This window comes from Thermodesulfovibrionales bacterium, from assembly GCA_035686305.1.
Taxonomy (GTDB): domain Bacteria; phylum Nitrospirota; class Thermodesulfovibrionia; order Thermodesulfovibrionales; family UBA9159; genus DASRZP01.
Genome location: DASRZP010000124.1, coordinates 1 through 23,673, shown reverse-complemented (window position 1 = coordinate 23,673; position 23,673 = coordinate 1). Strand labels below are relative to the sequence as shown.

Below are 23,673 nucleotides of genomic sequence, written 5' to 3'. Positions count from 1 at the left end.
GCCATGTTTGCAACGGCGCTGCTCGTAACGAAACTTCATGAGGTTCTTCCCCTGTTCAGCCTTGCAAAAAAGGGGTTTTCTATGCTAAGCTTTTACCCTGTAAAAAACACACGCCATGGAATATCCCTTTTCAGTGGTCCCTTGAGGGGGTGGATGGGGCAATGGCGGAGGAAAAAAACCAGAGGAGGAGAAGATGGTAGCAACGATGAAGGAATTACTTGAGGCCGGTGTCCATTTCGGCCACCAGGTAAAGCGGTGGAACCCGAAGATGAAGCGTTATATCTTCGGTGAGAGAAACGGCATCTATATTATTGACCTCCAGAAGACGCTCAAGGGTCTTGAGGAGGCCTTTCGTTTTGTCCGTAATGTCGCCGAGGCAGGTGAACCGATACTCTTTGTGGGCACGAAAAAACAGGCACAGGACGCCATCCAGGACGAATCCCAGAGGGCGGGTGCCTTCTCCGTAAACCAGAGGTGGCTCGGCGGAATGCTGACCAACTTCGCCACGATCAAGAAGAGCATCGAGCGACTCAAGAGCATCGAAAAGATGAAAGAAGACGGCACCTATGAGGCCCTCTCAAAGAAAGAGGTTGCCGGTCTCGAGAAGGAGAGGCTGAAGCTCGAAAGGAATCTGAGCGGCATAAAAGAGATGCCGGAACTGCCCGGTGCGGTATTTGTCATCGATCCCAAGAAGGAGAAGATCGCGATTGCAGAGGCAAGGAAGCTTTCGATTCCGATCGTCGCCGTGGTCGATACCAACTGTGACCCTGACGAGGTTGATTACGTAATACCAGGCAACGACGATGCGATACGGGCGATAAAGCTCATAACGTCGAAGATGGCGGAAGCTATTCTCCGGGGAAAAGAGGCCGCAGCTAAAGCGGCTTCCCTCGAGGCGGAGAAGGCTGTGATTCAGGAGAAGGCGGAGCAGGAAGAGGCTGCCGCGCTTGCCGAGGGTTCTCCTCCGCAGAATGCACCGGCCTTTGCGGCAAGCACAGGGGAGGTTTAAGCATGGCAACGATTACGGCGGATATGGTCAAGGAACTGAGGGAGAAGACGGGCGTCGGCATGATGGAATGCAAGAAAGCCCTTACCGAGACGGGCGGAGATTTTGACAAGGCCGTCTTGGTCCTCAGGCAGAAAGGTCTGGCAACAGCATCGAAGAAGGCTGGGAGGAGCGCCTCGGAAGGTTCCATCGGCTCCTATATCCATATGGAGAGGATCGGCGTCCTTGTGGAAGTCAACTGCGAGACCGATTTTGTTGCCAGGACCGATGATTTCAAGGCCCTCGTGAAGGACATCGCTATGCACATAGCTGCGGCGAACCCGACGTACGTGTCGCGGGAGGACGTTCCCCGGGATGTTGTCGAAAACGAGAAGGCCATTTACCGCGCCCAGGTCACAGGCAAAGCTGCTCAGGTCGTTGAAAAGATTGTTGAGGGAAAGCTCGAAAAGTTCTTTGCCGATACCTGCCTTCTCGAGCAGGTCTTTATCAAGGACCCTGAGCAGAAGCTCAAGATCAAGGACCTCGTGACTGAAAAGATCGCAAAACTCGGAGAGAACATCGTCGTGAGGCGTTTTGTGAGATTCCAGGTGGGCGAACGGTCATAGAACAGCAAGGATGAAAAAGGATTCGGCTTTCGTGAATTCTACCCCTTTTTTTTCGTCCCTCATCCCTCATCCTTTTTTTTGTCCTTCATCCATACACTCTCATGTCAATGCAGAAGACTCTTCGCTATAGGCGGATTCTCTTGAAGCTCAGCGGTGAAGCCCTCATGGGCGATAAGGGGTACGGCATCGATTCTGCCACCGTCCACTACATGGCATCCGAGATCAAGGGGGTAGCGAGGATGGGAGTCGAGATCGCCGTCGTGATTGGAGGAGGGAATATCTTCAGAGGGGTCGAAGCGAGTGTCAAGGGTATGGAGAGGGCGTCGGCAGATTATATGGGAATGCTCGCGACGGTGATCAATGCCCTTGCCCTTCAGAACGCCCTCGAGAAGATCGGCGTTCATACACGGGTCCAATCGGCGATAGGGATGCAGGAACTGGCAGAGCCCTATATCAGGCGCAGGGCGATGAGGCATCTCGAAAAAGGCAGGGTTGTCATCTTTGCTGCGGGAACAGGGAACCCCTATTTCACCACGGACACGGCTGCTGCCCTGCGGGCGATGGAGATAGGGGCCGAAATCATCCTGAAGGCAACAAAGGTCGACGGCGTCTATTCCTCTGACCCGATGAAGGACCCGACTGCCAAGAGATTCGTCACCATCAGCTACATTGACGTTCTCAGAAAGGGTCTATCCGTCATGGACTCGACGGCCATATCACTCTGTATGGACAACAACCTGCCCATTACGGTATTCAACCTGCGAGGGAAGGGCAATATCAAAAGGATTGTTCAGGGGAAAAGAGTAGGAACCCTGGTAGGGGGTTATGATGCAGAAGGAACTCAGAAAAAAGACCACTGACAGGATGGACGGTGCTCTTGAAGCACTGAAGAAGGACTTCGCCTCAATACGGACAGGAAGGGCTTCCCTGGCGCTCCTCGACGGCATTATGGTCGATTATTACGGGACGGCCACGCCTCTCCAGCAGGTTGCGAGCCTCAGCGTGCCTGACCCGCGCCAGATAGCGATCCAGCCGTGGGAGCAACGGATCATCCCCGAGATAGAGAAGGCGGTCATGAAGTCGGACCTCGGTCTTACACCTTCGAATGACGGACGGATGATACGCATCATGATCCCGCCCCTCACGGAGGAGCGAAGGAAACAGCTTGTGAAGGTCGTAAAGAAACGGGCCGAGGAGGCGAAGATCGCGGTCAGGAGCATCAGAAGAGATACGAACGAAGAACTCAAGAGGCTCGAAAAAGATCAGCACCTGAGTGAAGATGATGTCAAGAAGTTTCACGATGAGATCCAGCGGATGACAGACTCTTTTATCGTTAAAGTTGATGAAGTACTCAAGCATAAAGAAAATGAGATCATGGAGGTATAGGATGAATATTAATTACATGGTGAAGGTGAAGGATGCAAAGCTTATGGACGTTCAGAAGGCCCTTCAGCAGGCCGGCATCCAGGTGAGGAGCATCCTCGAGATTTTTAAGGAAGAGGGCGAGGTTCAGGCGGCGGCTCCCAAGGACTGATCTGCGCAGTATCACGAGAACCCCATTGCGGACATGCTGAGACCATAGAGATAACCTATCAATAAAGAGGTACCAATGGCAAAGAAACCGGTAAAGCCAGTTAAGAAAAGCGAGACAGGGAAGAAAAGAGCTTCAGCGAAACCGAAACGGAAAGAGGCTGAGAAGAAGGCATCGAAAACAGAAAGAAAGACGACAGGTCCCGTGGCAATGGGAAAGACGGAAAGAGGAAGACCCGCGAAGGCAGTGACAACAAGAGCAAAGACGGCCGTTAAAATGGACGTACCAAAACCTGTCGGCCCTGCCCGGAAGAAATCTGCCGCAGGCAGCAGGGAGGAGATCTTGCGGAAGCACTTGATCCGTTCCAGAGAGGAGATTGTGCGGGAAGCGAAGAGCGAGATAGGGAAATACATTAAGGGTGAGACCAGACAGCTTGTCGAGTCCGTCTTGGACGACGGCGACTGGTCTGTCATCGACCTTTCCGAAGACATCAATCTGAGAAGGCTTGCAAAGCACCGCGAGGTTCTCCTCAAGATCGACGAGGCCTTGAGGAAGATGAAGGAAGGTACGTATGGTACCTGTGAAGATTGCGGGGAAGAGATAAATACAGCGCGCCTCGAGGTCCTGCCTTTCGCCATTTATTGCAGGGACTGCCAGGAGAAGAGGGAAGAACTCGAAAAGATGGAGGAAGAAGAGCTATAAGGGGTAGATGACCCTGTCGAGGAAGAGCCCCTTTGCCGGTGCAGTTGGACCGGCACATTTCCTGTCCCTTGCTTCCAATATTCCCCTGATGTCTTGCGGCGTCAGTTTCCCCCTCCCGACCTCAACGAGTGTCCCGACGATATTTCTTACCATGTGTCTCAGGAAGGCGTCAGCCTCAATCGCAATCTTCAGGAACGTGCCGCTAAAGCGTGCGCAAAGAAAGTGTATCTCGTCAAACCCCTGTACGTCGATAGCATAGACCTCGCGAACCGGACTTCTTGCGCCGCATCCTGTTCCCCTGAAGGATGAAAAGTCATGGCGGCCACAGAGATAGTCGGCAGCACGCTTCATCTCTGCCGCTCTGAGAGGAACGCTAATTTGCCACACATAGCGCTTGAGAAAGACGGGAACACTTCCTATCTCCATGTTCGCGATGAGATAAACGTATCGTTTGCGGAGCGCGCTGTATCTTGGATGGAAGTCGGTTTGAACGTCCTCAACGGCGAAGACCCTCACGTCCTCAGGAAGCACCGCATTGAGGGCCCTCTTCAGGACAGTCGTATCAAGCTTTGTTGCGGAATCGAAGGACGCGACCTGTTCTACTGCATGGACACCGGCATCGGTCCTGCCAGCGCCGATGAGCGATACCGTATCACCGGTGATCTTCTGTATGCTCTTCTCGAGTGTCCTCTGGATTGTTGTCCCCGATGGCTGGGCCTGCCAGCCGTTATATGCGGTGCCGTCATATTGGACCGCCAACCGTATCCGTCTCAATGGTTTCCTTTTGACTCCCTTATCGAGGGGTTCGAGTCTTGTGCGCGTCACCTTCGTCCTCGGGATTCAGCTTCATGACGGTCTCAAGAGGGCCTTTATCAAAAAATAGCATAAAATAAAGGCAGGTGCATTTTCAATCTCTCTGCTCTCTTCAGATGCTCGCATAGATGGGACATCTCCGAAAATCATTATGAATACAATTTAATCCATTTTCTCGACGTGGCAGGTGTAATCTATATGCGATGGAGAAGCACAGACTTCCTGACGGCAGCCAAAGCGGCTCGTCGTGCAATTTTTTTTCATCTGGTTTACAATAATGAAAATTCAGACCCCGACAGAGGAGAGATATGCAGGATACAGCGATTCAATTGATTCTTCAGGCAGGCTATGTCGTAAAGGCGATCCTCCTGATCCTCTTGTTTTTTTCCGTCTTTTCGTGGGCGATAATCATTTATAAACAACGGTACTTCTTAAAGGCCTCGAAGGAGTCCGAATTCTTCCTGAGGGCATTCAGGGCCGGCCGTGAGACGAGGGGACTTTTCAGCACGGCAAAGAACCTTACCCTCAGCCCACTCGCCAACGTATTCAAGTCGGTATATACTGAAGAGGGCCGTATCAACAGGGATGAGATCAAGAGGCTCCTCCGGAGGTACGAGGCCCTCGAGATCGCAAAACTCGAACAATATCTCAATTTCCTTGCGACGACCGGTTCAACGACGCCTTTCATAGGCCTCTTCGGTACGGTTTGGGGTATCATGAACGCCTTTAGGGGGATCGGCGCTGCAGGCTCTGCATCGCTGGCTGTCGTGGCTCCGGGAATTGCCGAGGCCCTGATAACAACGGCAGCGGGACTCGCGGCAGCTATTCCTGCTGTTGTCGCATACAACTACTATCTCAGCCGTGCGAGGAAGATGATCATAGAAATGGAAGACTTCTCAGAAGAACTCCTTGATTTCTTTTCCAGGGAGACGCTGTGAAGGCAGAGCGCGGCAGGTCGGCGATGTCCGAAATAAACGTGACGCCTCTCGTGGATGTCATGCTCGTCCTTCTCATCATCTTTATGGTCACCGCACCCCTTCTTCAACAGGGGGTTGATGTGAACCTGCCGAAGGCGAAGGGCAAGGAACTGCCTCCTGAAGAGAGAATAACCTTAATCATAAAAAAAGACGGCAGTATCTATATGAACGACAATCCGGTATCCATGGGAGAGATGAAGAAGAAACTCGAATCGGTATCGAAGCTGAACCCCAACGTGTTTCTCAAGGCTGATAAGTCCGTGCCCTATGGTCTTGTCGTTGAGCTCATGGGTGAGGTTAAGGATGCCGGGATAGAGAAACTCGGCATGATAACAGAGCCGGCGATACAGATGAAATGAGCGCGGCATCACTGCAGCGCTCGGCGGCCATCTCTTTCCTCCTCCATCTTACGCTTTTCGGCGCAGCACTCTGGGCAGCCAGGCATTCGAACCACTTTGTCATGCCGTCGCCCTATGTTGTAAATCTCGTCTCTCCAGCGTCCGTAACGAGCACTCAGGGAGGCGCGGTGAGCGAGGTCAGGACGCCTGAAAAGCCTGTGTCTGAGAAGTCTGCATCTGAGAAACCTGCGGCCCATAAGAGCAGGCCCGAGAGTATGTCTGCCCAGGAGCGTCCAAAGGCCCTGAGGAGAAACAGGGAAGAGTATCTTTCGGAGAGGATCGCTGAGATCGAGGCGAAGGAAAAGATCAAGAAGCGGGTGTGGCTGAGGGATGTGGTCTCTCTGAAGGCAGGAAAGGGCGGGGGCGGGTCTGTCCCGTCCACAGCAAAGGGCGAGGGAGGATCCGTCACAGGGACGGCCAGGCAGGGGAGGGGATCGAATATAGAGAACTACGCTGCCCGGGTTGGCGAAGAGATCCGGCAGCACTGGGCCTATCCTGAAACAGGCGAACAGGACATTGAGGCGATCATCTCGATACGGATACAGAAGAACGGTTCCCTGCAGATACTCGGGGTTGAGAAGAGCTCCGGAAATCCGCTCTTTGACCGGTCGGCTTTAAGGGCAATAACAAAGGCGAGTCCCGTTACCCCGCCTTCCCAGGAGATGGAGATCGGCGTGAGGTTTTATCCGTGAGGAGGAACTTCGCGATGACACGGCCGGGTCTTATCGCACAGGCACTTTTTACCGTCTTCGTCCTTCTTGTTTCTCGTGCCGGTGCGAAGATCTATATCGACGTGACATCACCTGCTTTCAAGAAACTCCCTATCGCGATCGCCGAGTTTTCTGGACAGTCCGGCAGGGAGATATCCGATATTATCAGGGATGACCTTGATTTCAGCGGCCTCTTTCAACCCCTCGACAGAAGCGCCTTTATCGAAGGCCCTTCCCAACCCTTTCAAGTCAGGAACTGGTCGGTCCTCGGAGCCGAGATTGTTGTAAAAGGCATCGTGACCGGGGACAAAGAGAAGACGACCATCGTATCGCTCTACGATGTGATGGAAGGCCAGGAGATATTCAGGAAGGCATACCAGACCGATGCCTCACTGACGCGTCCCCTCGCCCATACGATAGCAAATGACATCTACCGGCAGATAACCGGTCAGCCCGGGATCTTCAGGTCAAGGATTGCCTATGTTACGAGATACGGTTCTCACGACGAACTTACCATCGCCGACTGGGACGGACAAAGGGCATACAGGCCTGGGGTTAAGGGTACGGTTTTGCTCAGTCCCCGCTGGACGAGAGACGCTTCAAGACTTGTGTACTCCTCCGAGAGAAACAGGCAATGGGAGATATACCTCCTCGATTTCAGAAAGCGCTCGGAGCGGGTTCTTTTTTCTGCCAAAGGGACCAATCTGGCCGGAGATTTCTTGCCTGACGGTGATCAGTTTCTCCTCTCCTCATCAACAGGAGGAACTCCGGACATCTATAAATACCGGATCTCGGAGTCGAAGCTGACACGACTAACTTCATCGCGGTCCGTGGATGTTTCGCCCGCTGCTTCACCTGACGGAAGTCTTATTGCCTTTGTTTCTGACAGACAGGGAAGCCCGCAGATATTTATCATGGGCACAGACGGTTACGACATCAGGAGGCTCACCTTCAGTGGTTCCTATAACACCTCGCCTTCCTGGTCTCCCAAGGGAGACAGGATCGTCTTTTCGGGAAGGCAGGGAGGCAAGAACCAGATATTCACGATCAGCCCCGATTCGTCACACCTGACACAGCTTACCGACCGGGGGAATAATGAAGACCCTTCCTTTTCTCCCGATGGAAGGTTTATAGTATTTACGTCGGACAGGGATGGAGACAGGGCTGTTTATGTTATGAGGGCCAACGGAGAGGCTCAAAAGAGAATAACACCCAAAGGGGTCAGGGCCTTCGGCCCGCGATGGTCACCGAATTACTAAATTACAGAGGAGGAGTTCTGGCGATGAGGAGATTCCTGGTCTTGGCAGTAATCCTAGGGATGATCGGTAGTGGTTGTGCTCAGAGAAAGGTCGTAACGCCTTCTGAGGCGCCGCAGGAGGCGACTGAGCAGAAGGCGGCAAAGGAAGCGCAAGAAGCAAAAAAGGGTCCTGAGAAGATAACCGAACAGAAGATGGAAAAGGTTGAATCAAAGGAAGTCGCGACGAAGGTCGAGGAAGTCTCCGGGATCTTCGATGACATCCATTTCGATTATGACAAATATGACATCAAAGAGAATGCAAAAGCTGTGCTGAAATCTGTCGCGGATCATCTCATCAAAAGCGCTTCGGAGAAGATCCTCGTTGAAGGGCATTGCGACGAAAGAGGGACGTCTGAATATAACCTCGGTCTCGGCGACAGAAGGGCGAAGGCTACCAAAGACTATCTCATTTCACTCGGAGTCCCTGCCAACCGCATAGAGACGATAAGTTACGGCAAGGAAAAACCCCTCTGTAACGAACATACGGAGGATTGCTGGGCCAAGAACAGAAGGGCACATTTTGTCGTTATGAAGGGGAAGAAGTAGAATGTCGAAGGGGATTTCAGGTTTCCGATTTCGGATCTCAGGGATCCAACCGACAATCTGCAGTCAACGATCTGCAATCATCCTCGCTTCCCTTTCTCTCCTCTTCTTTTCGGGATGTGCGTCAACGTCGGATCTCGACGCGATGAGGGGTGATGTCAATCAGTTAAAGAGGGATACCTTCGAGATGAAGAAGGAGGTGTCGGAGCTTCGTAAGGACATGAGCACGGTAAAACAGCTCGTTGCGGGAGCTGCAAAGGAGGAGTCCTTCGGCGCCATCAGGGAGAGCCAGACTTCGCTCTATTCCCAGGTCTCCGACATGTCGAAGGACGTCCAGGTCCTTCGCGGCAGGTTTGATGAATACAAGTTTTTTGTTGATAAGTCCCTGAAGGAGAGCGCTACGGAAAAAGAGTTGCTCCGATCTCAAGTTAATAATCTCGAGACACGCGTGAAGGAGTTGAATGAGAAGATCGCCAAACTGACCGGTTCGGCTGCGGAAGATAAGGGGGCGACAGAACCGCAGGGGACAAAGGAAGAAGGGGAAAAGAACAGGGAAGAAACGGGAAGAGGTGCCAAGACCGGAGGGAGCGAGATCTCCGAGGGCGGCTCCCTAAAGACATACGAAGCGGCCCTTAATCTCTTCAAAGAGAAGAAATACAGGGAGTCCCGGGAAAAGTTCAACACTTTCATAAAAAAGTTCCCGAACGATGAACGCGCCGATAACGCACAGTTCTGGATAGGAGAGACCTACTACGCCGAGAAGGACTTTGAGGGTGCGATCCTGGCGTATGAGAGTCTCATCAAGGCCTATCCCAACAGCAAGAAGATGCCCGGCGCCCTTCTCAAACAGGGGATGTCTTTTCTTGAGCTCGGAGACAAGAAGACGGCAAAGGTAATATTCCAGAAACTCCTGGACAAATACCCGGATTCAAAGGAAGCCGAGACGGCAAAGAAGAAAATGAGTGAGGCGGATAAGAAACCGGCCAAGGCAAAACCGAAGTACTGATCCGGCGGTCAGCAAGGAATGGAAAGCATGGAACTCAAGGACCGTTTCGACCGGACCATCGACTACCTCCGTATATCCATCACCGACAGGTGCAACCTGAGATGCGTCTACTGTATGCCGCAGAGCGGGGTGAGGCTCCTTGAGCACAAAGATATCCTGACCTACGAAGAGATCGTAAGGGTCGTCGGTATTGCTGCAACCCTCGGCGTGAGGAAGATACGGATCACCGGTGGAGAGCCTCTCACAAGGAAGAATGTCACTCACCTTGTCTCATCCCTGAGGGCTGTCGGCGGGATTGAGGATATGAGTCTGACCACAAACGGGATCCTCCTTGAGACGTACGCTCGGGAGCTTGCCGATGCCGGCCTCAGCAGGGTGAATGTGAGCCTTGATACCTTTCATCCTGACCGGTACCGCGAAATGACGGGGGGCGGAGAGATCGTCCAGGTCATGAGGGGCATAGAAGCTGCCGAGAGATCGGGGCTGATGCCGCTCAAGATCAATATGGTCCCCGTCAGGGGCCTCAATGACGACGAAGTAGAGGATTTTGCCACCCTTACCCTCAGGATGCCGTACCAGGTGAGGTTCATCGAATTCATGCCCATCGGATCGAGGGATTTATGGAACCCTGAGAGATACGTCTCAACATCCGAGATAAAGGCCATTGTCGGAAGGATAGGTCCTCTTTTCCCGGTGAAGGTGCGAAAGACGGGGCCGGCACGGTATTTCCGCTTCGAAGGGGCACCCGGGGTCATCGGCTTCATCAGCGCTTTGACCCATCATTTTTGCGCTGAATGCAACCGGCTTCGTATTACTGCCGACGGAAAGCTGAGACCCTGCCTCTTTTCTGAGACCGAAATAGACCTGAAACCGGCTCTCAGGATCTCGCCGTCTGACAGGGAGATCGAACGCCTCCTCAGGCTCGCCATGGAAATCAAGCCCGAAGGTCACAATATCCCTGTCCGCAATGATTTCGGATCATTGAAAAACATGTCGAGGATAGGAGGATGAAGATGCTCTCCCATCTTGATGACAAAGGGAAGGCCAGGATGGTGGATGTCTCAGAAAAAGCCGTTACGCAGAGAGAGGCTGTTGCACGAGGTTCCGTCTTCATGATGCCCGACACCCTGCGGCTGATCGCGGACAAGGCCGCCCCGAAGGGAGATGTGATCGGAACGGCAAGGATTGCCGGCATGATGGCTGCAAAGAAGACTGCCGAGCTTATCCCGATGTGTCATCCCCTCAGTATCACCTCTGTTGCTGTTGAGATAGCCATTGACGAAAAAAGGCATGCGGTAGATATCGAGTCGACGGTGAGGACCGTCGGCAGGACAGGGGTTGAGATGGAGGCACTAACAGCAGTATCTGTTGCTGCCCTAACGGTATACGATATGTGCAAGGCTGTTGATAGGGAGATGAAGATATCCGATATCATGCTCATCGAGAAACGCGGCGGAAAGAGCGGTGAGTATAAGAGAAGCTGACAACAAGAAGCGACGGACCCCTTTCAGGGGTGCATACTGGAGGGTTCTCCCTTGAGGAGCAGATTACATTGTCTCCCCATGCCATCATTCAGTAAACAGGGATGTTGCAAGGGGAGAGGGCATTATGCCTGAAGCAGACGAGAGGAACCGGAGGCAATACTTCAGAATAGATGTCTACGTTCCTCTAGCAGTCCGCATCCTGCCCGAGCGCCACAAGGGGTGCCTCGGATGCCATACTCATCTTCGCACACAGAGACATGGGATGGTTGAAGCGTTGAAGGAAGTGAGGGTGAATATCAGCGAAGGCGGCATACAGTTTGTCTGGAACAGGCCTTTCCAGCCTAGCGACTATGTGGAGGTTACGATGCGCTTCCGTGACATACAGGACGACCTCGTCGTTCTCTGCGGCGAAGTCGTGAGGACGCAGCACGTCAGGGGCAATCTCTACAGTGTTGCCCTGAAATTCCCGTGCAGAGCCCGTGCCATGAAGAGGATCATCAGCATGTTCGTGATGCACAAGGAACGGGAATACCGGGCAAGAAAGATCGTAGGCAATCTCTGATCTTCCCCCTGGGCTGTCAGATATGTTTTAAATCATATCGCTATTTCCCCGCTGGTATTATCCTGTCCTTATGAAATCTTCTATTCCCGAGACGGGCAGAGTGATCACCTTAGAGGGGAACATGGCGATCGTCATGCTCCAGGGAGGAGAATCCTGCCGGGGATGCGGTGCCGGACGGATCGGGCTTTGCGGAGGAGCAGGTCATATGTCCCTGCTGACCGCGAAGAATACGGCCGGCGCGGCCATCGGAGACGTGGTGACCGTCGGCATCTCTCAGGAGACCCAGGTCAAGGGCTTTCTCTTTGCCTTCATAATCCCCTTTGTCTCTCTCCTCGCAGGTTCAGCCATCGGATATGTGATAGGGAGAGGACATTCTCTCGAGGTGATTACAGGCTTTGCTTCCCTTCTCGTCTCGTCGTGGTTCTTCCTGAAGAAGCTGAGAAACCTGGATCGCTCTCAAACCATGGTTGTCAAGGAGATCGTGTCAGAGTACCGATTCACTCCGGAGTGGAAAACGGAAGAAGAGCAGCGCTTTGAAGGGTTCGAGGCAAAGGGCTGTTGACCGAAGTTCACAAATTATGTCTGGGGTATCTTTACGTTCCTCAAGAACTCCTATCACATGCAAAGAAAAGAGGACTATGGATGGGTCAGGTTATCGACGACAGGAACAAGACTCAGGAGTTCTTCCGGCGAGACCGACGAGTGCCAGTGCCCCGTTACGTGTGACAGGAGGATAAGACCGAAGAAGACGGCCACAACGAGGGCGGCATATACTGAGGGGTGGACGGTCCTCCCCCCGATCACGGTCTCATCCAACGCTCCCTTTGCGGGGCAATAGCTCACGCAGGTGAGACATCCGGTGCATTCGGGCGAGCGGATCGTCTCCTTCCTGTCGACGGGAAGAAGGGCAGGACAGTTCTTTGCGCAGAGGCCGCAGTGGATGCAGGCCTTCTCGTCCCGCCGTATCTTGACAGGGCTCAGCACGCTCATCAGGCCGAGAAATCCCCCGTAGGGACAGAGATATCTGCACCAGAAGTTCTTGTAGAAGAGTGACAGCGCAGAGAGCGAAAGAAGCGTCACCTGGGTCGTAAGCGACATCTCGGTGAAGAACTTCAGAAGCTTGATGTCAGAGACTTTCCAGTATGGAGTATCCAGGAAGCCCCTGATATCCGATGGAGACATTTTCACTACGATGATGTAAACAAAGAAGGCCGTCAGGAGGTACTTGACCGATCTGAGGGGATAGTCGATATACCGGGGAACGATAACATTCTTCCCGAAGAGCTTTGCCCCGCCTTTCCAGACAGCCTCGGAGAGTGCTCCCACAGGACATATCCAGCTGCAGAAGGACTTTTTCAGGATCACGGCGAGGAGGATCGCACCGATGAAGATCGTCAGTGCCGCAGGGTGCACGGGATCGAAGATACCTTCTGCGAGCCAGAGCTTGAGCGACATAAGAGCGCCGATGGGCATAAAGCCCTCAACAGAAGAGGGACGGCTTACTGACGGCAGCATCCCATTACCCAGATCCCTTGCAAAAAAAAGAAAACGGCATCCGGCATAGGTGACCATGAAGAACGTGGCCCACTGAATTGCGTATCTCATTTTCCTGACGTAGGACCTATTGATCTTCATGCTTCATGATACCGCTTGTCTGATGGGAGAGGATATGATTTATATCAGAACGAAGATAAGCGGACTGCAGTTCGCTGCTGATTCTGACGATCTCACCCAACACCGCGGTCAGTTTCCGGAAGGTCTTCGGCGTTCCCTCTCCCATCGCCTTCAGGAGAGGCTCGCAGAAGAACCAGGTGCAGCGAAGGGGCCTCAACCATCGTGGTTTGACGCAGCCTTTCTTTCCGAGGAACTGACATGGTCCGTCATCGGGCCTGCTCACGTCACAAGTGGGAATCCCGGCGCCGAGGATCTTGAGAAAGAGGAGGTCCTTTTCATCGGGGAAGGCGAATCTCTGTCTGCAACAGACCTCCCTGCATTGAGGACAGACCGCACTCGTATACTGCTCGATGAGGGGCTCGATCTCCGAGTACAGGTCTCTCAAATGTTCTGCGAGAGAGGCAGGTCCATCCATGGCGCTGTCGCTCGCCATCTTGTTTTGTATGCTACTCAAACCGGCCCGTTGGTCCCTTCCTCTGACCTTCTTCTTTGCCCCCGAATCACTCTTCATTTTCTCTCTTCAGCATCTCCAGTAGCTTCCTGAGAACGCGAAATCAGGAGGAGTTTCTTTCAAAGGTCCTAGCGAGCGGAAGTCTGTAGAACGTGACGTTCAGCTCAACTGTTTTCAAAACCGTGCAGTAATAGTCCAGCCACTTTCTTTGAGGCAGATCGGACGGATAGAAATTCCCCTTCCAGTCGCCGTAATGAAACCCGTTGCAGCCGATATATGTTTCAGACATGTATAGATCTTATCACAACAAGAATTCGAGGATAAGAATTGCTTAGCGGAAGATCAGGCGGGCATCTCTTTCATCAGGTTGTGATTGTAATCATATTTTGATTATTCCTGGAGTGATACTGTATATTGTACGCATATGGTCATATGATTTAGGCTGAGCAAAACGGAATGCAATGATTGAACTATCACGGCTTTTTGTAGAGCGGATAACGAGACTTCCTACTGTGCCTTATATCGCACAGGAAATACTCAACCGCATGAGCGATGACATGATCGCTATTGACAGGCTTGAGGAGATCATCGAACATGACCCCTCGATTTCTGCAAAGGTCCTGAGCGTTGCAAATTCGGCCTTTTTCCGATCGGCAAACCTTGTTACCACAATAAGTGACGCCATATTCAGGCTAGGGACCCGCAATACGAGCAGCATTGCACTGGGGATCGCCTTGCTGACGGCATTCGAGAGCAAAAATCAGGATAAACCGCTCAAGACCCAGCGTGTATACAGCCACTCTATTGCTGTAGGAATACTCGCCAGACTGCTGTCAAGGGATTTTCATTTCGAATATGGCGATGAGATATTTGCATGCGGCATATTGCATGATCTCGGCTTCCTGGTACTGAATACCTATTTTGCGGATGAATACAGGAAGGTGATGGACCGGTTTACCGAGGGGGGATCGCTCCTCGAGGCCGAAACAGAGGTACTCGGGCATACACATCCGGTAATCGGGGCATGGCTTGCGGACAACTGGGACCTTCCGGATGTTGTGCTGGAGGCGATAACCTATCATCATACCCCTTCTCTTTCCAGCACAAGGATCACCTCGCTCATCCATATTGCCGATTACCTCGTAAGCAAGCACTCCCTCAGAGTTATGGATAAAGACCCGAACTACCCCCTTGACCCTGAAGCCCTTATCAGGCTTGATATAACAGAAGCCGACCTGCTTGATATAGAAGCAAATATCGACAGAGAGATATTTACGGGAGGCATTTTCAGTCTGGCATAAGCCTGCCTTTGTGGGAAAGACATAGTCGACAGGATGAAAGCATTAAAAGAAACTCGAGCGTCCCCGAAGGATACTATATCATAATGTCTATATAATTCCCCTTTATCCTTTGCTCCTGAGGAAATGTCTCATATTTTTGATAAGCCGAGATTCCATACGCAGGGCTCCGCTCATATTCCTTCTCCTCGGTCAGGGCACCCCTATGGAGATTGATTTCAACGAAAAGCCTGAAAATGATATCAATGGGCTGTCTTCCTTGGGAATGGACAGACTCGGGCGGTATATACTCACCCTCCAAGGGAGGCTTTTCCCGCGGAAGGCTTTCGGGCCCGCGGGCATACGCGATTTGCGGACCCAAAAACGGGCTTCGTACCGTTGTGAGAGCGTTCTCCATCCGTCTCACCCCCTGTCAGCTGAAGGAAGCTGCCGACCTGCCCCCCCTGAGTTCGTTGGAAAAAGGAAGGGAATCTTCTTCTGTCCTGCCAGAGACAGAATCTCACGGATCAGGTCACAACTAAAGCATACCGCAGAATCCTGCAAATGGCAACCGGCGGAAGAAGTGCGGGCGCTGATCGCACCAAATTCGGGAACTATGAGGGCAGAGTCGCTCTAGCGAAAAATGGGCCTCTGCTAGGAACCGATCTTTATGATCCCCCTTTGGATGGCGAACTTGATCAACCCTGCGCGGGCGTGGATATCGAGCTTTTCACTGAGATTTGTCTGATGGGCTATCACGGTTTTCACGCTGATGTTCAACAGATCGGCGATCTCCTTGTGGGTATATCCCTCGGCAACGAGCTTCAACACCTGCTTTTCCCTGTCAGTCAGTCTTTCATAGGGGTCTTCAACGCAGTGGCTCCCGTCTTTTTTCAGAAAACCCGCAACCACTTCCGACGCGACCGAGGGGTGCAGATACGTCTCCCCTTTACTTACCGCCCTCAATGCGGTAATCAGGTCGCTTCCTACGGCTTTCTTGAGGAGATACCCCGAAACCCCGGCGTTTAGGAACCGTGATATGTACTCCTTATCGTCATACTGCGTGAGCACGAGGATCTTCGTTTCCGGGCTCATCCTCTTCACTTCGAGCGTCGCCTCCAGTCCTCCGAATCTCGGCATATTGATGTCCATAATGATCACATCGGGTCTGAGCTTGCCCGTTTTCTCGACTGCCTCGAGACCATCAGCCGCCTCCCCCACAACTTCAATATCATCGCAAAGACGGAGGAATGCCACGATCCCCTCCCTCACCATTGCGTGGTCGTCTGCGATCAGGACCCGTGTCTTAGGCATCTTCTGTTCCTGTGAATTCCAGGGGAAATTTCACCGTTATTCTCGTCCCTTTCCCCGGTGAAGAACAGATCTTGATGTCGCCTCCGATAAGGGAGACCCTTTCCATCATGCCCAGGAGACCGAGTCCCCTTCTGTCTTTCGTGTTATGCATGGTCTGATGGAATAGGGACTCAAAATCAAAACCTGCACCGTCGTCCTCTATGTCCACATGAACGTTAGTGTTATTCATTCTGAAGATAACAAAGACATGCTCCGCCTTCGAGTGTTTTGCTATGTTCATGATTGCCTCTTGGATGATCCTGAAAAGCGTTATTTCGACTTCCGGCCGGAAGCGCATATCTTCGGCCCCAATTACGTTGAAGAAATACTCCACACCCTTCTCTTTCAGGTGATTGTCAAGAAGCCATCTGATTGCGGACTTCATGCCGAGATCGTCGAGGAGGGACGGTCTCAGGTTCTGGATGATCTTGACTACTCCGTCAAGGGACTTCATGGTTATGTTCCGCATCTCGTCGACCTTTTCGCTGCTGATCTGATCAGGGCGGAGCTTGCACATGTCGATCTTCATGAGAATGACCGACAGGTCCTGGAGAGTCATGTCATGGAGTTCCCGGGCGATCCTCTTTCGTTCGTCTTCCTGCGTTGTGATGACCTGCTCCAGCAGATTCTTAACCCTGTCCTGGCTTTTCTCGATCTGTATCGTCCTCTCTCTCACTCTGCTCTCGAGCTCGAGATTATGTTTTCTGATGCTTTCGAGAGATTCGAGGAGTTTTGTCCTCATACTCTCAAAGCTCTGACTCAGAACACCGATCTCGTCATTGCCGTGGACCTTTACGGAGTGCGACATGTCTCCCTTGGATATCTGGTCGGCAGCTAAGGCAAGTTCATTGATAGGGTTGACAATACTGCGGGTGATCCCGATGGTCAATGCCAATGCGGTCCCGAGAAAGAGGATGCCGAACGCTATGAACGTTTTCCTTAACTTAAGGGCAGGGGCAAAGACTTCATCCTCAGACTCCTGAATCGACACACCCCAGGGAGCTGTTTCGAGGGGTACAAAGAGCAGCACATTGTTCGTCTTTTCCCTTCTCTTCCCTGAATCGTGGCAATGATGACATCTCCTCACGACCTCCCTTTTTTCAGCCATGATTGAGCTGAGGACGCGGTTATGGTCAATCTGGGTGAGAGTCCGGGAAGCCTTCGAAGAGGCAATGATCATTCCGTTTGAATCAATGATGTCGATAAACCCCTTTTCTCCTAAATCGACGAGGTTGAGCATCTGTGTCAGGAGAGGATCTGTGGGGTCGATCTCACCGCCTGCAGTCCCGGCAAATTCACCGTTTCGATCCCTCAGGGGGACAAGTACAAAGAGGACTTTTCTTCCCGATGGATTGAGGGTATAGAGATTCGATACAACAGGCTTTCCCATGGAGACTGTCCTGCCTATCGGCTCAACTCCCAGTACGTTCACCGCCCTCTCCCCTATACGGTCGGGATAATTCAGGACGATATTCCCTCCACGGTCGAGAAGAAAGACGCCGTCCCTGAATATTGAGTATCGGTAAGCAATTCGGACGGCCCTCCTTTCAGGTTCTATATTCTTATCGGTAAAATCCACCGATCCAGAGAGAGAAATATCATAAAGACGGTTGATGTTCTCTTGAACGACGGTGTCAATACGGTTCCGTATGAGACGGGCCATTGCGAGCTTATGTTCCTGCGATTTTGCAATGGTCGTGTTCACAATGTAAGTGCTTACTGCGGCATAGCTGAGCAGGATGAAGGACATGCCGAAAAGTATTGCCAAGGCTATCCTTTTCCGCAGGCTCCCTTTCTTCTCCCCCATGAAAATATTATATCATAATCATATCACACCCTTTCCCGCTGAATGTCTATCGCCTCCACAGCATCCTCCTCTTTATGACGACTCTCCCCCGACAGATCGCCCGCAGCTCTGCCTTCGAGGCGGGCAAGTTCGAGAGGATGCTCGCTTTCCATCCTCTCCCTCGAGATATATCCCGTGATAATGCTCGTGTCGAGGGGAAAGATGTCGGGGCTGAATATGGCGTTATAGATATGCCAGACGGTTACAAGGAGAACGATGAGCATCGCCTCATTCGTATGGAGGGCTTTTGCGGCAGGGATGATCTCACCGGGGAGGTATTTTGTGACGATGATCGGAAACCAGAGGACGAATCCCGAGAGCATCATGATGATCGCCCCGGTAAGGATCCCCCAGTACTCAAATTTCTGCTTGTAATTATAGCGATCGCAAAGAGCAGGCTGGTCTGTGACGCCAAGATAGTATTTCATGTTTTCGACCGCATCAACAAAATCCTTTTTTTCGATTATCATGGAAGGTCTCCATTTCCTGAAAAGCACGCCGAAGAATGCCACGACGGCATGCTGAAAGAAGATCAGGAAGAGGACCAGGCCGGCGGCCCGATGGAGAAGCCTCACCGCATCTATCCCGCCAAGGGTAAGAACAATCCATTGCGAAAGCCCGGCACCATGAAACCTCTGGGACAAGCCAGTGGCCACGAGGACCGCAAAGGTCAGTGCGCTCACCCAGTGTTCGATGATGCGATAGGGGCTGAAGCGTCTCATGTTTTCACTCTTCTCCTGGGGTTTTTCCATCTCTGTCCTCCGTTACCGGTTTCTCGCATAACGCCAGACGTGGAGCGCGATCTGGAGAAAAAGTCCTGTGATCATGAAGGGCATAAAGATCTCATAGACGAGGTTGACGAAAAAGACGAGAGGCGCCTTTTTCATGCTCGGCTCATAGTGGGAGAGCCATGCGTCAGGAAAATTCTTGCTTGCCTCCTTATGGCACTCCTGGCATCTCTTCCTGAGGTTTGCCTTCACCACAGCCGAGTCTGTGTCCCTCGTGCTGATGATATTATGGGTGCCGTGACAATCCGTACAGACCGCAATGGGTCTGGCCGGCTTGTCCAAAGTCTCCCGCTGTTTCTGATAAAACCTCAAGGTAATGCCGTGAAAATCGGCGAGATAGGACTTCACAACATCCGTCGAAAGGCCGTATCGCTCTGCTATTACCTTGTTGGCATGGCAATTGCCGCACATCTCGGGTATCCTCTGATGGTATGCTGCGGAGAGGGGATTCCCGATATCATGGGCTTTATGGCAGTCTGTACAGACCGGCACATCACTATTCCTCTCGGTCGAAAGGGCCATTCCGTGGACGCTCTTTGCGTAGATTTCATATACGTCGGGATGGCATTTCCGGCATCTCTGAGGTATCAATGTTCGCTCTTTTTCAAACCCCGATATGGAGTGGGAGCCGTGGCAGTCCGTGCATGTCGGCGCCTTGAGATTCCCCTGGCTCAATATGGTGTAATGGGTGCTCTCGAGGGTCTTCGTATACTTGTCATAATGGCACCGCCTGCAAGTTTCCGACAGGGCAAGGGAGTACTCCCTTCTCGACCGAAAGTTCCTCATGGGATGTTCCTCATGGGAAAACCCGAAGTGGCAATCTGAGCAGCTCAGTTTTCCATGGACCGATCCCCGCAAGTCTTCAGCGTCTGTCTTCACTGACAGCGTCTCACCGTCTCTGAAGAGAATCTTTGCATCATGGACATGACAGCCCATGCAGTACTGCTCTTCGCTAATAAACCGCCTGGTTCCGGCCACGCGCGCAACTGAATGCGGACTGTGGCAGTTTGTGCATGCGTGGATCTTGCCGTCAGCATACTGCAGACCTGCGTGTGCCGGCGTTGTACTTATCTCCTTTTCCTTGTGGCAGCGCAGGCAAAGTCTTGCTGATTTCGTCCTGTACTGCTCCTTGTCCCTGAACCTGCGGTTCGGATGTTTCCCCTGCGAGAATTCGTCGTGGCAGTCGGAGCATGAGAGAGACCGGTGGACGGAGGCGTCAAATGCCGTGGCGTCAACATACGCCGATATCTTCTCACCGCTCTCGAAGGTCTTGATAATCCCCTTCTTGCCGTGGCATTCCAGGCAATTCCGGGTCTCAGGGGAGAAGACGCGGTCCTCGGAACGGGTAGGCGGGACAGTGAGCAACAATATCGCGGCACAGCATAACGCCGGGAAGATTGTTCTTGCTGCCCACTTCATGTCTGCCCCCTTTCATTCGACCGCGTATCAAGCTCGTGCATCTCTGTCTCGCACACGGGATGGGGGAGGGACACTGTGGTCAGGTGTCCCTCCCTGATAGAACTTTCACAACGCCATGTTCTAATGATCTTCATAACCCGGTTCATCTCTGAGAACGGGCATGCGATTGAGGATCCAGCGGAAGATCAGGATGTGTATCGTGACTATCGTAAGCACAACGGTTGCTTCCCTCCATGGAGGGATAATGTGATGGAGGTGTTCCGGCAGGTCCCAGTTCAAGGCGATGATCGAGACGTTGATCCTGTTCATGATAATCCCCGCAACCGCCCAGAAAGCCGCCAGGCGGACTATCGTCGGATTATTGGTCTTAACCCCCAAGGTGTATACGAGAGCGGGCAGGAGAACGAAGGCGAGGACCTCGACGAGGAACCAGTAACCATAGGGGGTGTTGAGATAGTGCCAGTTGTTATCGTGCATGACGCTGATTATCTTGAGAGCGAAGTAGACGAACATTGCGACGCAGCCGGCCTTGCCGAGTCCTACAGTTAGCCTGTCGATGTTCTGGAGGAAGCTCGGTCCGCACCTCTCCCTCAGAAAGCGCTTCGAAAGGGCACTCACAATGATGACCATCGAGAATGCTGCATAGATGCTTGAACTGAGGAACAAGATGTGGATGTACGATGAGTACCACAGGGGATGGAGCTTGCCTGGCGCAAGGAGGTACATCGCCCCGAGCGCAGACTGGTGGAGCGTAGAGAGGACAATGCCGGCGATCGTCAGGCCGATGGTCATCATCTCTAACCATTTCCTGACCCTCCTCGACCTCAACCATTCGAGAATGGCGGGGCTGAATTCAAGGATCTGCACCGTCAGGTACAATGCGACGTGCCAGGCCACGAGGAACAGGACAGAGGCTGTACCAAAGCCTATGATCATCGGGTAGTAGATCCTCCAGGGCCTCCCGAGATCGATGAGGAGGTAGATGACGGCGAAGAGGTAACCGAGGAAGCCCGCCAAGAGCGCGAGTCTCACCACGGGGCGGTACGCCTTGAACCCGAAGATGTAATAGGCCGTGCCCATGACAAAACCGGTGGCTGAGAGAGGGACCCCGCCGAAGAGCCCCCAGCCGAGGTACAGTCCCCACGGGTAAACGTCGGAGGCATGCGTCACAAAGGCGAGGCCGTAAACGAACCGCATCACGATAAGGGGAATTCCGACGCTCAGGATGATCGCGGCTATCGTGTTGAAGGGAGTCACAAGGCTCCTGGCGTATTCGGGCCAGGTCATCCCCATGAGCAGCTTGTCCATGAACCATGATCTGAAATTGTCTGATTTTACTGCGTAACCGTCAGCCATTTTTTGCATCCTCCTTTCCCTTATGTGATTCCTCCTCGTTCTCTGCTCCCGTCCTGTGGCGCAGGGCGGTATAGCACATACCGAAGAGGGCAGGCCAGACAGTGAGCACCACTGGGACCGACGAGAGGAAGCCCTTTGTCTGTTCAACGAGGGGCGTTGTCGGAAGGTTCGTAGGAAATCCGAGCTGCTCAAAGGGCACGCCCGAGATGTACATCCAGTTTGTCCCTCCGACCTCATGTTCTCCATAGATATGGTCGATGTACCTGTCCGGGTTCTTCTTGATCCTCTCCCTGGCAATGGTGATCAGGTCGGTCCTCTTGCCGAAGGTTATGGCGCCCGCAGGACAAGCCTCTGCGCAGGCCGTCATCTTGCCGGCCTTGATCCTGTCTAAGCACATAGTGCACTTTACGATCTTCGGTTCCAGGGCGCTCCAGTAATCGAAGGCAGGCACATAGAACGGACAGGCTGTCATGCAGTACCTGCACCCGAAACAGAGGTTTTCATCATAGAAGACCGCGCCTTCGGGCGTCTTGGAATAGGCATGGATCGGGCAGGCAGTTGCGCATGCCGGTTCCTTGCAGTGGTTGCACTGCATCTTCCTGAAGACAAAGCTGTTCTTATCCTTGGGGTTCTCGTAACGGTTTACAACGGTATAGGCCTGGTAATTCGGCCTTCTCTGCTCTTCGAACACCGACTTGTCGTCAAAGGGTAGCTTCGGCGCTGGTAAATGGTTTGCTTCGTTGCAGGCCTTCTCGCAGCTCCTGCAGCCGACGCAGCGAGTCAGGTCTGTCAGACATCCCTTGCTGTTCGGCCAGCCGGTGAACTCCTGGTAGCCGAGGACCTTTTTCGGGCCAGCGAGCATGGCTGCTCCACCCGCACCAGCCACGCTCCCCAGAAAGGCCCTCCTGCTGATTGACCGGCCTTTGCCGGTCTTCTCTTGATGATTGTCTTCTTTCCGTCTGTTTGCCATGGCTCCTCCTTCAAGCAGGTTCGTTATTTTTTAGTTATTTTCTGTTCCTTTTTCGCGTGGCAGATCTCCGTGCAGCCCTTCGGATCAGCACCAATATTTCCCATGCCCCTGTGGCACTGGAAGCATGTCTGGTGGAGAGCGACCTTAAGACCCGGAACAGCAGGGGTATCGGGCGAGGCACTGCCGTGGCAATTCCTGCAAGCCGTGAAATTCTTCGTCAGCGAGCTTTCAAAAGCTGAAGACGGCAGGGAATGGCAGTCCTTGCATGGCAGGCTCTTGATGCTCTGGTGCTCATGATGACACACCGAGCAGTCACCTGCCAAAGAGACGTGCCGCTCATGGGTGAAGAATACCGGCTCGTACGTGGTGCTTATGCTGTCAAGTGTGACCATATCAGGGGCCTTTGCCGCCTGGTTTGCTGCGAAAAGGGATGCGCCAAAGAAAAGGGATATCCCTATGACTACTACAAGTACTGAGATCTTCTTCATAGATCCAGCCTCCTTTTGAGCTACCCCGGTCAGTTCAGGGACTCCCGGGGATTGCGGGTTCTCCACTTCTTAATCAGGCCTCCAGCCTATTTCTCCTCCTTCTTTTCATGCTCTTTGTTCTCTTCCTTCCTCCTCTTCCTGCCCGTCAGATAGGCTTCAACGGGTCTCCAGCCAAAGGACGCCTCCTTCCCTGCCAGACTCAGAAGTCCGTTCACTGCCGCAACACCAAGGGCGAACAGAAAGGCCGCGGGAAGGGCTGCGATATAGGCCAATCCAACAAAGGGTGCCGTCGCTATCTTCCGGATCGTCTTCATCGTGCTGCCCTGTCCCAGTTCCCTCCGGTACTCCCTATCCTCCTTTGCCGTGGTCACCATGGACTTGAAGGGCTTCGGCTTCAGGGCCTCCCAGTAGATCATA

The 23,673-nt window shown here is 52.8% G+C and carries 30 protein-coding genes; 18 read left to right on the top strand and 12 right to left on the bottom strand.

Going from position 1 to position 23,673, the window contains the following annotated elements; all coding sequences use genetic code 11:
- The first annotated feature begins 3 nt into the window (after positions 1-3).
- From VFG09_14000 to VFG09_13970, 7 genes are all read left to right on the top strand, one after another.
- On the top strand, positions 4-222 hold the full coding sequence (locus VFG09_14000) for a hypothetical protein (GenBank protein ID HET6516269.1): 219 nt from the start codon (positions 4-6) through the stop codon (positions 220-222).
- On the top strand, positions 194-1,009 hold the full coding sequence (gene rpsB, locus VFG09_13995; protein ID HET6516268.1) for a 30S ribosomal protein S2: 816 nt from the start codon (positions 194-196) through the stop codon (positions 1,007-1,009). The genes VFG09_14000 and rpsB overlap by 29 nt, the downstream gene beginning before the upstream one ends.
- A 2-nt stretch (positions 1,010-1,011) precedes the next feature.
- On the top strand, positions 1,012-1,611 hold the full coding sequence (gene tsf, locus VFG09_13990) for a translation elongation factor Ts (GenBank protein ID HET6516267.1): 600 nt from the start codon (positions 1,012-1,014) through the stop codon (positions 1,609-1,611).
- Positions 1,612-1,712: 101 nt separating this feature from the next.
- The gene (gene pyrH / locus VFG09_13985; protein HET6516266.1) at positions 1,713-2,471 is read left to right on the top strand and encodes a UMP kinase; all 759 of its coding nucleotides are present in this window, start codon (positions 1,713-1,715) and stop codon (positions 2,469-2,471) included.
- Positions 2,437-2,997, top strand: coding sequence for a ribosome recycling factor (frr, locus tag VFG09_13980; protein HET6516265.1), 561 nt, complete (start codon positions 2,437-2,439; stop codon positions 2,995-2,997). Before pyrH ends, frr begins: the two co-directional genes overlap by 35 nt.
- Before the next feature lies 1 nt (position 2,998).
- Positions 2,999-3,145: a hypothetical protein gene (locus tag VFG09_13975; protein ID HET6516264.1), complete on the top strand. Its 147-nt coding sequence runs from the start codon at positions 2,999-3,001 to the stop codon at positions 3,143-3,145.
- 75 nt (positions 3,146-3,220) lie between these two features.
- A complete protein-coding gene (locus tag VFG09_13970) occupies positions 3,221-3,844 on the top strand; it encodes a TraR/DksA family transcriptional regulator (GenBank protein ID HET6516263.1) in 624 nt (207 codons plus the stop codon).
- Here VFG09_13970 and truA read toward each other — a convergent pair.
- A complete protein-coding gene (gene truA, locus VFG09_13965) occupies positions 3,839-4,669 on the bottom strand; it encodes a tRNA pseudouridine(38-40) synthase TruA (GenBank protein ID HET6516262.1) in 831 nt (276 codons plus the stop codon). The genes VFG09_13970 and truA overlap by 6 nt on opposite strands.
- A 296-nt stretch (positions 4,670-4,965) precedes the next feature.
- Between truA and tolQ the strand changes: the two genes are divergently transcribed.
- The 10 genes from tolQ (at position 4,966) to VFG09_13915 (ending at position 12,196) form a co-directional block, all read left to right on the top strand.
- Positions 4,966-5,595: a protein TolQ gene (gene tolQ / locus VFG09_13960; GenBank protein ID HET6516261.1), complete on the top strand. Its 630-nt coding sequence runs from the start codon at positions 4,966-4,968 to the stop codon at positions 5,593-5,595.
- Positions 5,592-5,993 (top strand): protein TolR, encoded by a 402-nt coding sequence (gene tolR / locus VFG09_13955; protein HET6516260.1) that lies wholly within the window; start codon positions 5,592-5,594, stop codon positions 5,991-5,993. Before tolQ ends, tolR begins: the two co-directional genes overlap by 4 nt.
- On the top strand, positions 5,990-6,724 hold the full coding sequence (locus VFG09_13950; GenBank protein HET6516259.1) for a TonB family protein: 735 nt from the start codon (positions 5,990-5,992) through the stop codon (positions 6,722-6,724). The genes tolR and VFG09_13950 overlap by 4 nt, the downstream gene beginning before the upstream one ends.
- A gap of 14 nt (positions 6,725-6,738) precedes the next feature.
- Complete coding sequence (gene tolB, locus VFG09_13945; GenBank protein ID HET6516258.1) at positions 6,739-8,001, top strand: Tol-Pal system beta propeller repeat protein TolB; 1,263 nt, start codon at positions 6,739-6,741, stop codon at positions 7,999-8,001.
- A gap of 23 nt (positions 8,002-8,024) precedes the next feature.
- The gene (gene pal / locus VFG09_13940; protein HET6516257.1) at positions 8,025-8,585 is read left to right on the top strand and encodes a peptidoglycan-associated lipoprotein Pal; all 561 of its coding nucleotides are present in this window, start codon (positions 8,025-8,027) and stop codon (positions 8,583-8,585) included.
- Between the two features lies 1 nt (position 8,586).
- Positions 8,587-9,588: a tol-pal system protein YbgF gene (gene ybgF / locus VFG09_13935; protein HET6516256.1), complete on the top strand. Its 1,002-nt coding sequence runs from the start codon at positions 8,587-8,589 to the stop codon at positions 9,586-9,588.
- A 27-nt stretch (positions 9,589-9,615) separates the two neighbouring features.
- Entirely contained in the window at positions 9,616-10,599 is a 984-nt protein-coding gene (gene moaA, locus VFG09_13930) for a GTP 3',8-cyclase MoaA (protein ID HET6516255.1), read from the top strand.
- Positions 10,596-11,072, top strand: coding sequence for a cyclic pyranopterin monophosphate synthase MoaC (gene moaC / locus VFG09_13925; GenBank protein ID HET6516254.1), 477 nt, complete (start codon positions 10,596-10,598; stop codon positions 11,070-11,072). The genes moaA and moaC overlap by 4 nt, the downstream gene beginning before the upstream one ends.
- A 124-nt stretch (positions 11,073-11,196) precedes the next feature.
- Complete coding sequence (locus VFG09_13920; protein ID HET6516253.1) at positions 11,197-11,634, top strand: PilZ domain-containing protein; 438 nt, start codon at positions 11,197-11,199, stop codon at positions 11,632-11,634.
- Positions 11,635-11,704: 70 nt separating this feature from the next.
- Positions 11,705-12,196, top strand: coding sequence for a SoxR reducing system RseC family protein (locus tag VFG09_13915; protein HET6516252.1), 492 nt, complete (start codon positions 11,705-11,707; stop codon positions 12,194-12,196).
- Positions 12,197-12,270: 74 nt separating this feature from the next.
- Here VFG09_13915 and VFG09_13910 read toward each other — a convergent pair whose 3' ends face one another.
- Genes VFG09_13910 through VFG09_13900 form a run of 3 tightly spaced genes read right to left on the bottom strand, consistent with a single transcriptional unit; the run spans position 12,271 to position 14,048 of the window.
- On the bottom strand, positions 12,271-13,269 hold the full coding sequence (locus tag VFG09_13910) for a 4Fe-4S binding protein (GenBank protein ID HET6516251.1): 999 nt from the start codon (positions 13,267-13,269) through the stop codon (positions 12,271-12,273).
- Complete coding sequence (locus tag VFG09_13905) at positions 13,256-13,819, bottom strand: hypothetical protein (protein ID HET6516250.1); 564 nt, start codon at positions 13,817-13,819, stop codon at positions 13,256-13,258. Before VFG09_13905 ends, VFG09_13910 begins: the two co-directional genes overlap by 14 nt.
- Before the next feature lie 43 nt (positions 13,820-13,862).
- Positions 13,863-14,048 carry a DUF72 domain-containing protein gene (locus VFG09_13900; protein HET6516249.1) on the bottom strand — a complete coding sequence of 62 codons (186 nt, stop codon included), beginning with the start codon at positions 14,046-14,048 and terminating at the stop codon, positions 13,863-13,865.
- 172 nt (positions 14,049-14,220) lie between these two features.
- On the opposite strand from VFG09_13900, the gene VFG09_13895 reads away from it, so the two are divergent.
- Complete coding sequence (locus VFG09_13895; protein HET6516248.1) at positions 14,221-15,060, top strand: HDOD domain-containing protein; 840 nt, start codon at positions 14,221-14,223, stop codon at positions 15,058-15,060.
- Between the two features lie 630 nt (positions 15,061-15,690).
- Here the strand turns inward: VFG09_13895 and VFG09_13890 are convergent.
- The 8 genes from VFG09_13890 to VFG09_13855 all read right to left on the bottom strand — a co-directional run.
- On the bottom strand, positions 15,691-16,350 hold the full coding sequence (locus VFG09_13890; GenBank protein HET6516247.1) for a response regulator transcription factor: 660 nt from the start codon (positions 16,348-16,350) through the stop codon (positions 15,691-15,693).
- Complete coding sequence (locus VFG09_13885) at positions 16,343-18,196, bottom strand: cache domain-containing protein (GenBank protein ID HET6516246.1); 1,854 nt, start codon at positions 18,194-18,196, stop codon at positions 16,343-16,345. Before VFG09_13885 ends, VFG09_13890 begins: the two co-directional genes overlap by 8 nt.
- Positions 18,197-18,219: 23 nt before the next feature.
- The gene (locus VFG09_13880; protein ID HET6516245.1) at positions 18,220-18,987 is read right to left on the bottom strand and encodes a cytochrome b/b6 domain-containing protein; all 768 of its coding nucleotides are present in this window, start codon (positions 18,985-18,987) and stop codon (positions 18,220-18,222) included.
- Between the two features lie 12 nt (positions 18,988-18,999).
- On the bottom strand, positions 19,000-20,442 hold the full coding sequence (locus tag VFG09_13875) for a cytochrome c3 family protein (GenBank protein HET6516244.1): 1,443 nt from the start codon (positions 20,440-20,442) through the stop codon (positions 19,000-19,002).
- 120 nt (positions 20,443-20,562) lie between these two features.
- Positions 20,563-21,798 (bottom strand): NrfD/PsrC family molybdoenzyme membrane anchor subunit, encoded by a 1,236-nt coding sequence (gene nrfD / locus VFG09_13870; GenBank protein ID HET6516243.1) that lies wholly within the window; start codon positions 21,796-21,798, stop codon positions 20,563-20,565.
- On the bottom strand, positions 21,791-22,768 hold the full coding sequence (locus VFG09_13865) for a 4Fe-4S dicluster domain-containing protein (protein ID HET6516242.1): 978 nt from the start codon (positions 22,766-22,768) through the stop codon (positions 21,791-21,793). Before VFG09_13865 ends, nrfD begins: the two co-directional genes overlap by 8 nt.
- A gap of 23 nt (positions 22,769-22,791) precedes the next feature.
- Positions 22,792-23,256, bottom strand: coding sequence for a cytochrome c3 family protein (locus tag VFG09_13860; GenBank protein ID HET6516241.1), 465 nt, complete (start codon positions 23,254-23,256; stop codon positions 22,792-22,794).
- A gap of 86 nt (positions 23,257-23,342) precedes the next feature.
- The coding region (locus VFG09_13855) for a hypothetical protein (GenBank protein ID HET6516240.1) at positions 23,343-23,673 on the bottom strand (331 nt) is incomplete at its 5' end.

Excerpts from the sequence above, each read along its gene's own strand:
- VFG09_13865 (HET6516242.1), bottom strand. The coding sequence starts at position 22,768 with ATGGCAAACAGACGGAAAGAAGACAATCATCAAGAGAAGACCGGCAAA.
- VFG09_13860 (HET6516241.1), bottom strand. The coding sequence starts at position 23,256 with ATGAAGAAGATCTCAGTACTTGTAGTAGTCATAGGGATATCCCTTTTC.
- tsf (HET6516267.1), top strand. The coding sequence starts at position 1,012 with ATGGCAACGATTACGGCGGATATGGTCAAGGAACTGAGGGAGAAGACG.
- VFG09_13950 (HET6516259.1), top strand. The coding sequence starts at position 5,990 with ATGAGCGCGGCATCACTGCAGCGCTCGGCGGCCATCTCTTTCCTCCTC.
- pyrH (HET6516266.1), top strand. The coding sequence starts at position 1,713 with ATGTCAATGCAGAAGACTCTTCGCTATAGGCGGATTCTCTTGAAGCTC.
- VFG09_13915 (HET6516252.1), top strand. The coding sequence starts at position 11,705 with ATGAAATCTTCTATTCCCGAGACGGGCAGAGTGATCACCTTAGAGGGG.
- VFG09_13885 (HET6516246.1), bottom strand. The coding sequence starts at position 18,196 with ATGGGGGAGAAGAAAGGGAGCCTGCGGAAAAGGATAGCCTTGGCAATA.
- pal (HET6516257.1), top strand. The coding sequence starts at position 8,025 with ATGAGGAGATTCCTGGTCTTGGCAGTAATCCTAGGGATGATCGGTAGT.
- tolB (HET6516258.1), top strand. The coding sequence starts at position 6,739 with ATGACACGGCCGGGTCTTATCGCACAGGCACTTTTTACCGTCTTCGTC.
- moaA (HET6516255.1), top strand. The coding sequence starts at position 9,616 with ATGGAACTCAAGGACCGTTTCGACCGGACCATCGACTACCTCCGTATA.
- VFG09_14000 (HET6516269.1), top strand. The coding sequence starts at position 4 with ATGTTTGCAACGGCGCTGCTCGTAACGAAACTTCATGAGGTTCTTCCC.
- frr (HET6516265.1), top strand. The coding sequence starts at position 2,437 with ATGATGCAGAAGGAACTCAGAAAAAAGACCACTGACAGGATGGACGGT.
- rpsB (HET6516268.1), top strand. The coding sequence starts at position 194 with ATGGTAGCAACGATGAAGGAATTACTTGAGGCCGGTGTCCATTTCGGC.
- VFG09_13905 (HET6516250.1), bottom strand. The coding sequence starts at position 13,819 with ATGAAGAGTGATTCGGGGGCAAAGAAGAAGGTCAGAGGAAGGGACCAA.
- VFG09_13900 (HET6516249.1), bottom strand. The coding sequence starts at position 14,048 with ATGTCTGAAACATATATCGGCTGCAACGGGTTTCATTACGGCGACTGG.
- VFG09_13970 (HET6516263.1), top strand. The coding sequence starts at position 3,221 with ATGGCAAAGAAACCGGTAAAGCCAGTTAAGAAAAGCGAGACAGGGAAG.
- VFG09_13975 (HET6516264.1), top strand. The coding sequence starts at position 2,999 with ATGAATATTAATTACATGGTGAAGGTGAAGGATGCAAAGCTTATGGAC.
- VFG09_13880 (HET6516245.1), bottom strand. The coding sequence starts at position 18,987 with ATGGAAAAACCCCAGGAGAAGAGTGAAAACATGAGACGCTTCAGCCCC.
- VFG09_13875 (HET6516244.1), bottom strand. The coding sequence starts at position 20,442 with ATGAAGTGGGCAGCAAGAACAATCTTCCCGGCGTTATGCTGTGCCGCG.
- nrfD (HET6516243.1), bottom strand. The coding sequence starts at position 21,798 with ATGGCTGACGGTTACGCAGTAAAATCAGACAATTTCAGATCATGGTTC.
- VFG09_13920 (HET6516253.1), top strand. The coding sequence starts at position 11,197 with ATGCCTGAAGCAGACGAGAGGAACCGGAGGCAATACTTCAGAATAGAT.
- VFG09_13890 (HET6516247.1), bottom strand. The coding sequence starts at position 16,350 with ATGCCTAAGACACGGGTCCTGATCGCAGACGACCACGCAATGGTGAGG.
- moaC (HET6516254.1), top strand. The coding sequence starts at position 10,596 with ATGAAGATGCTCTCCCATCTTGATGACAAAGGGAAGGCCAGGATGGTG.
- ybgF (HET6516256.1), top strand. The coding sequence starts at position 8,587 with ATGTCGAAGGGGATTTCAGGTTTCCGATTTCGGATCTCAGGGATCCAA.
- tolQ (HET6516261.1), top strand. The coding sequence starts at position 4,966 with ATGCAGGATACAGCGATTCAATTGATTCTTCAGGCAGGCTATGTCGTA.
- VFG09_13895 (HET6516248.1), top strand. The coding sequence starts at position 14,221 with ATGATTGAACTATCACGGCTTTTTGTAGAGCGGATAACGAGACTTCCT.
- VFG09_13910 (HET6516251.1), bottom strand. The coding sequence starts at position 13,269 with ATGAAGATCAATAGGTCCTACGTCAGGAAAATGAGATACGCAATTCAG.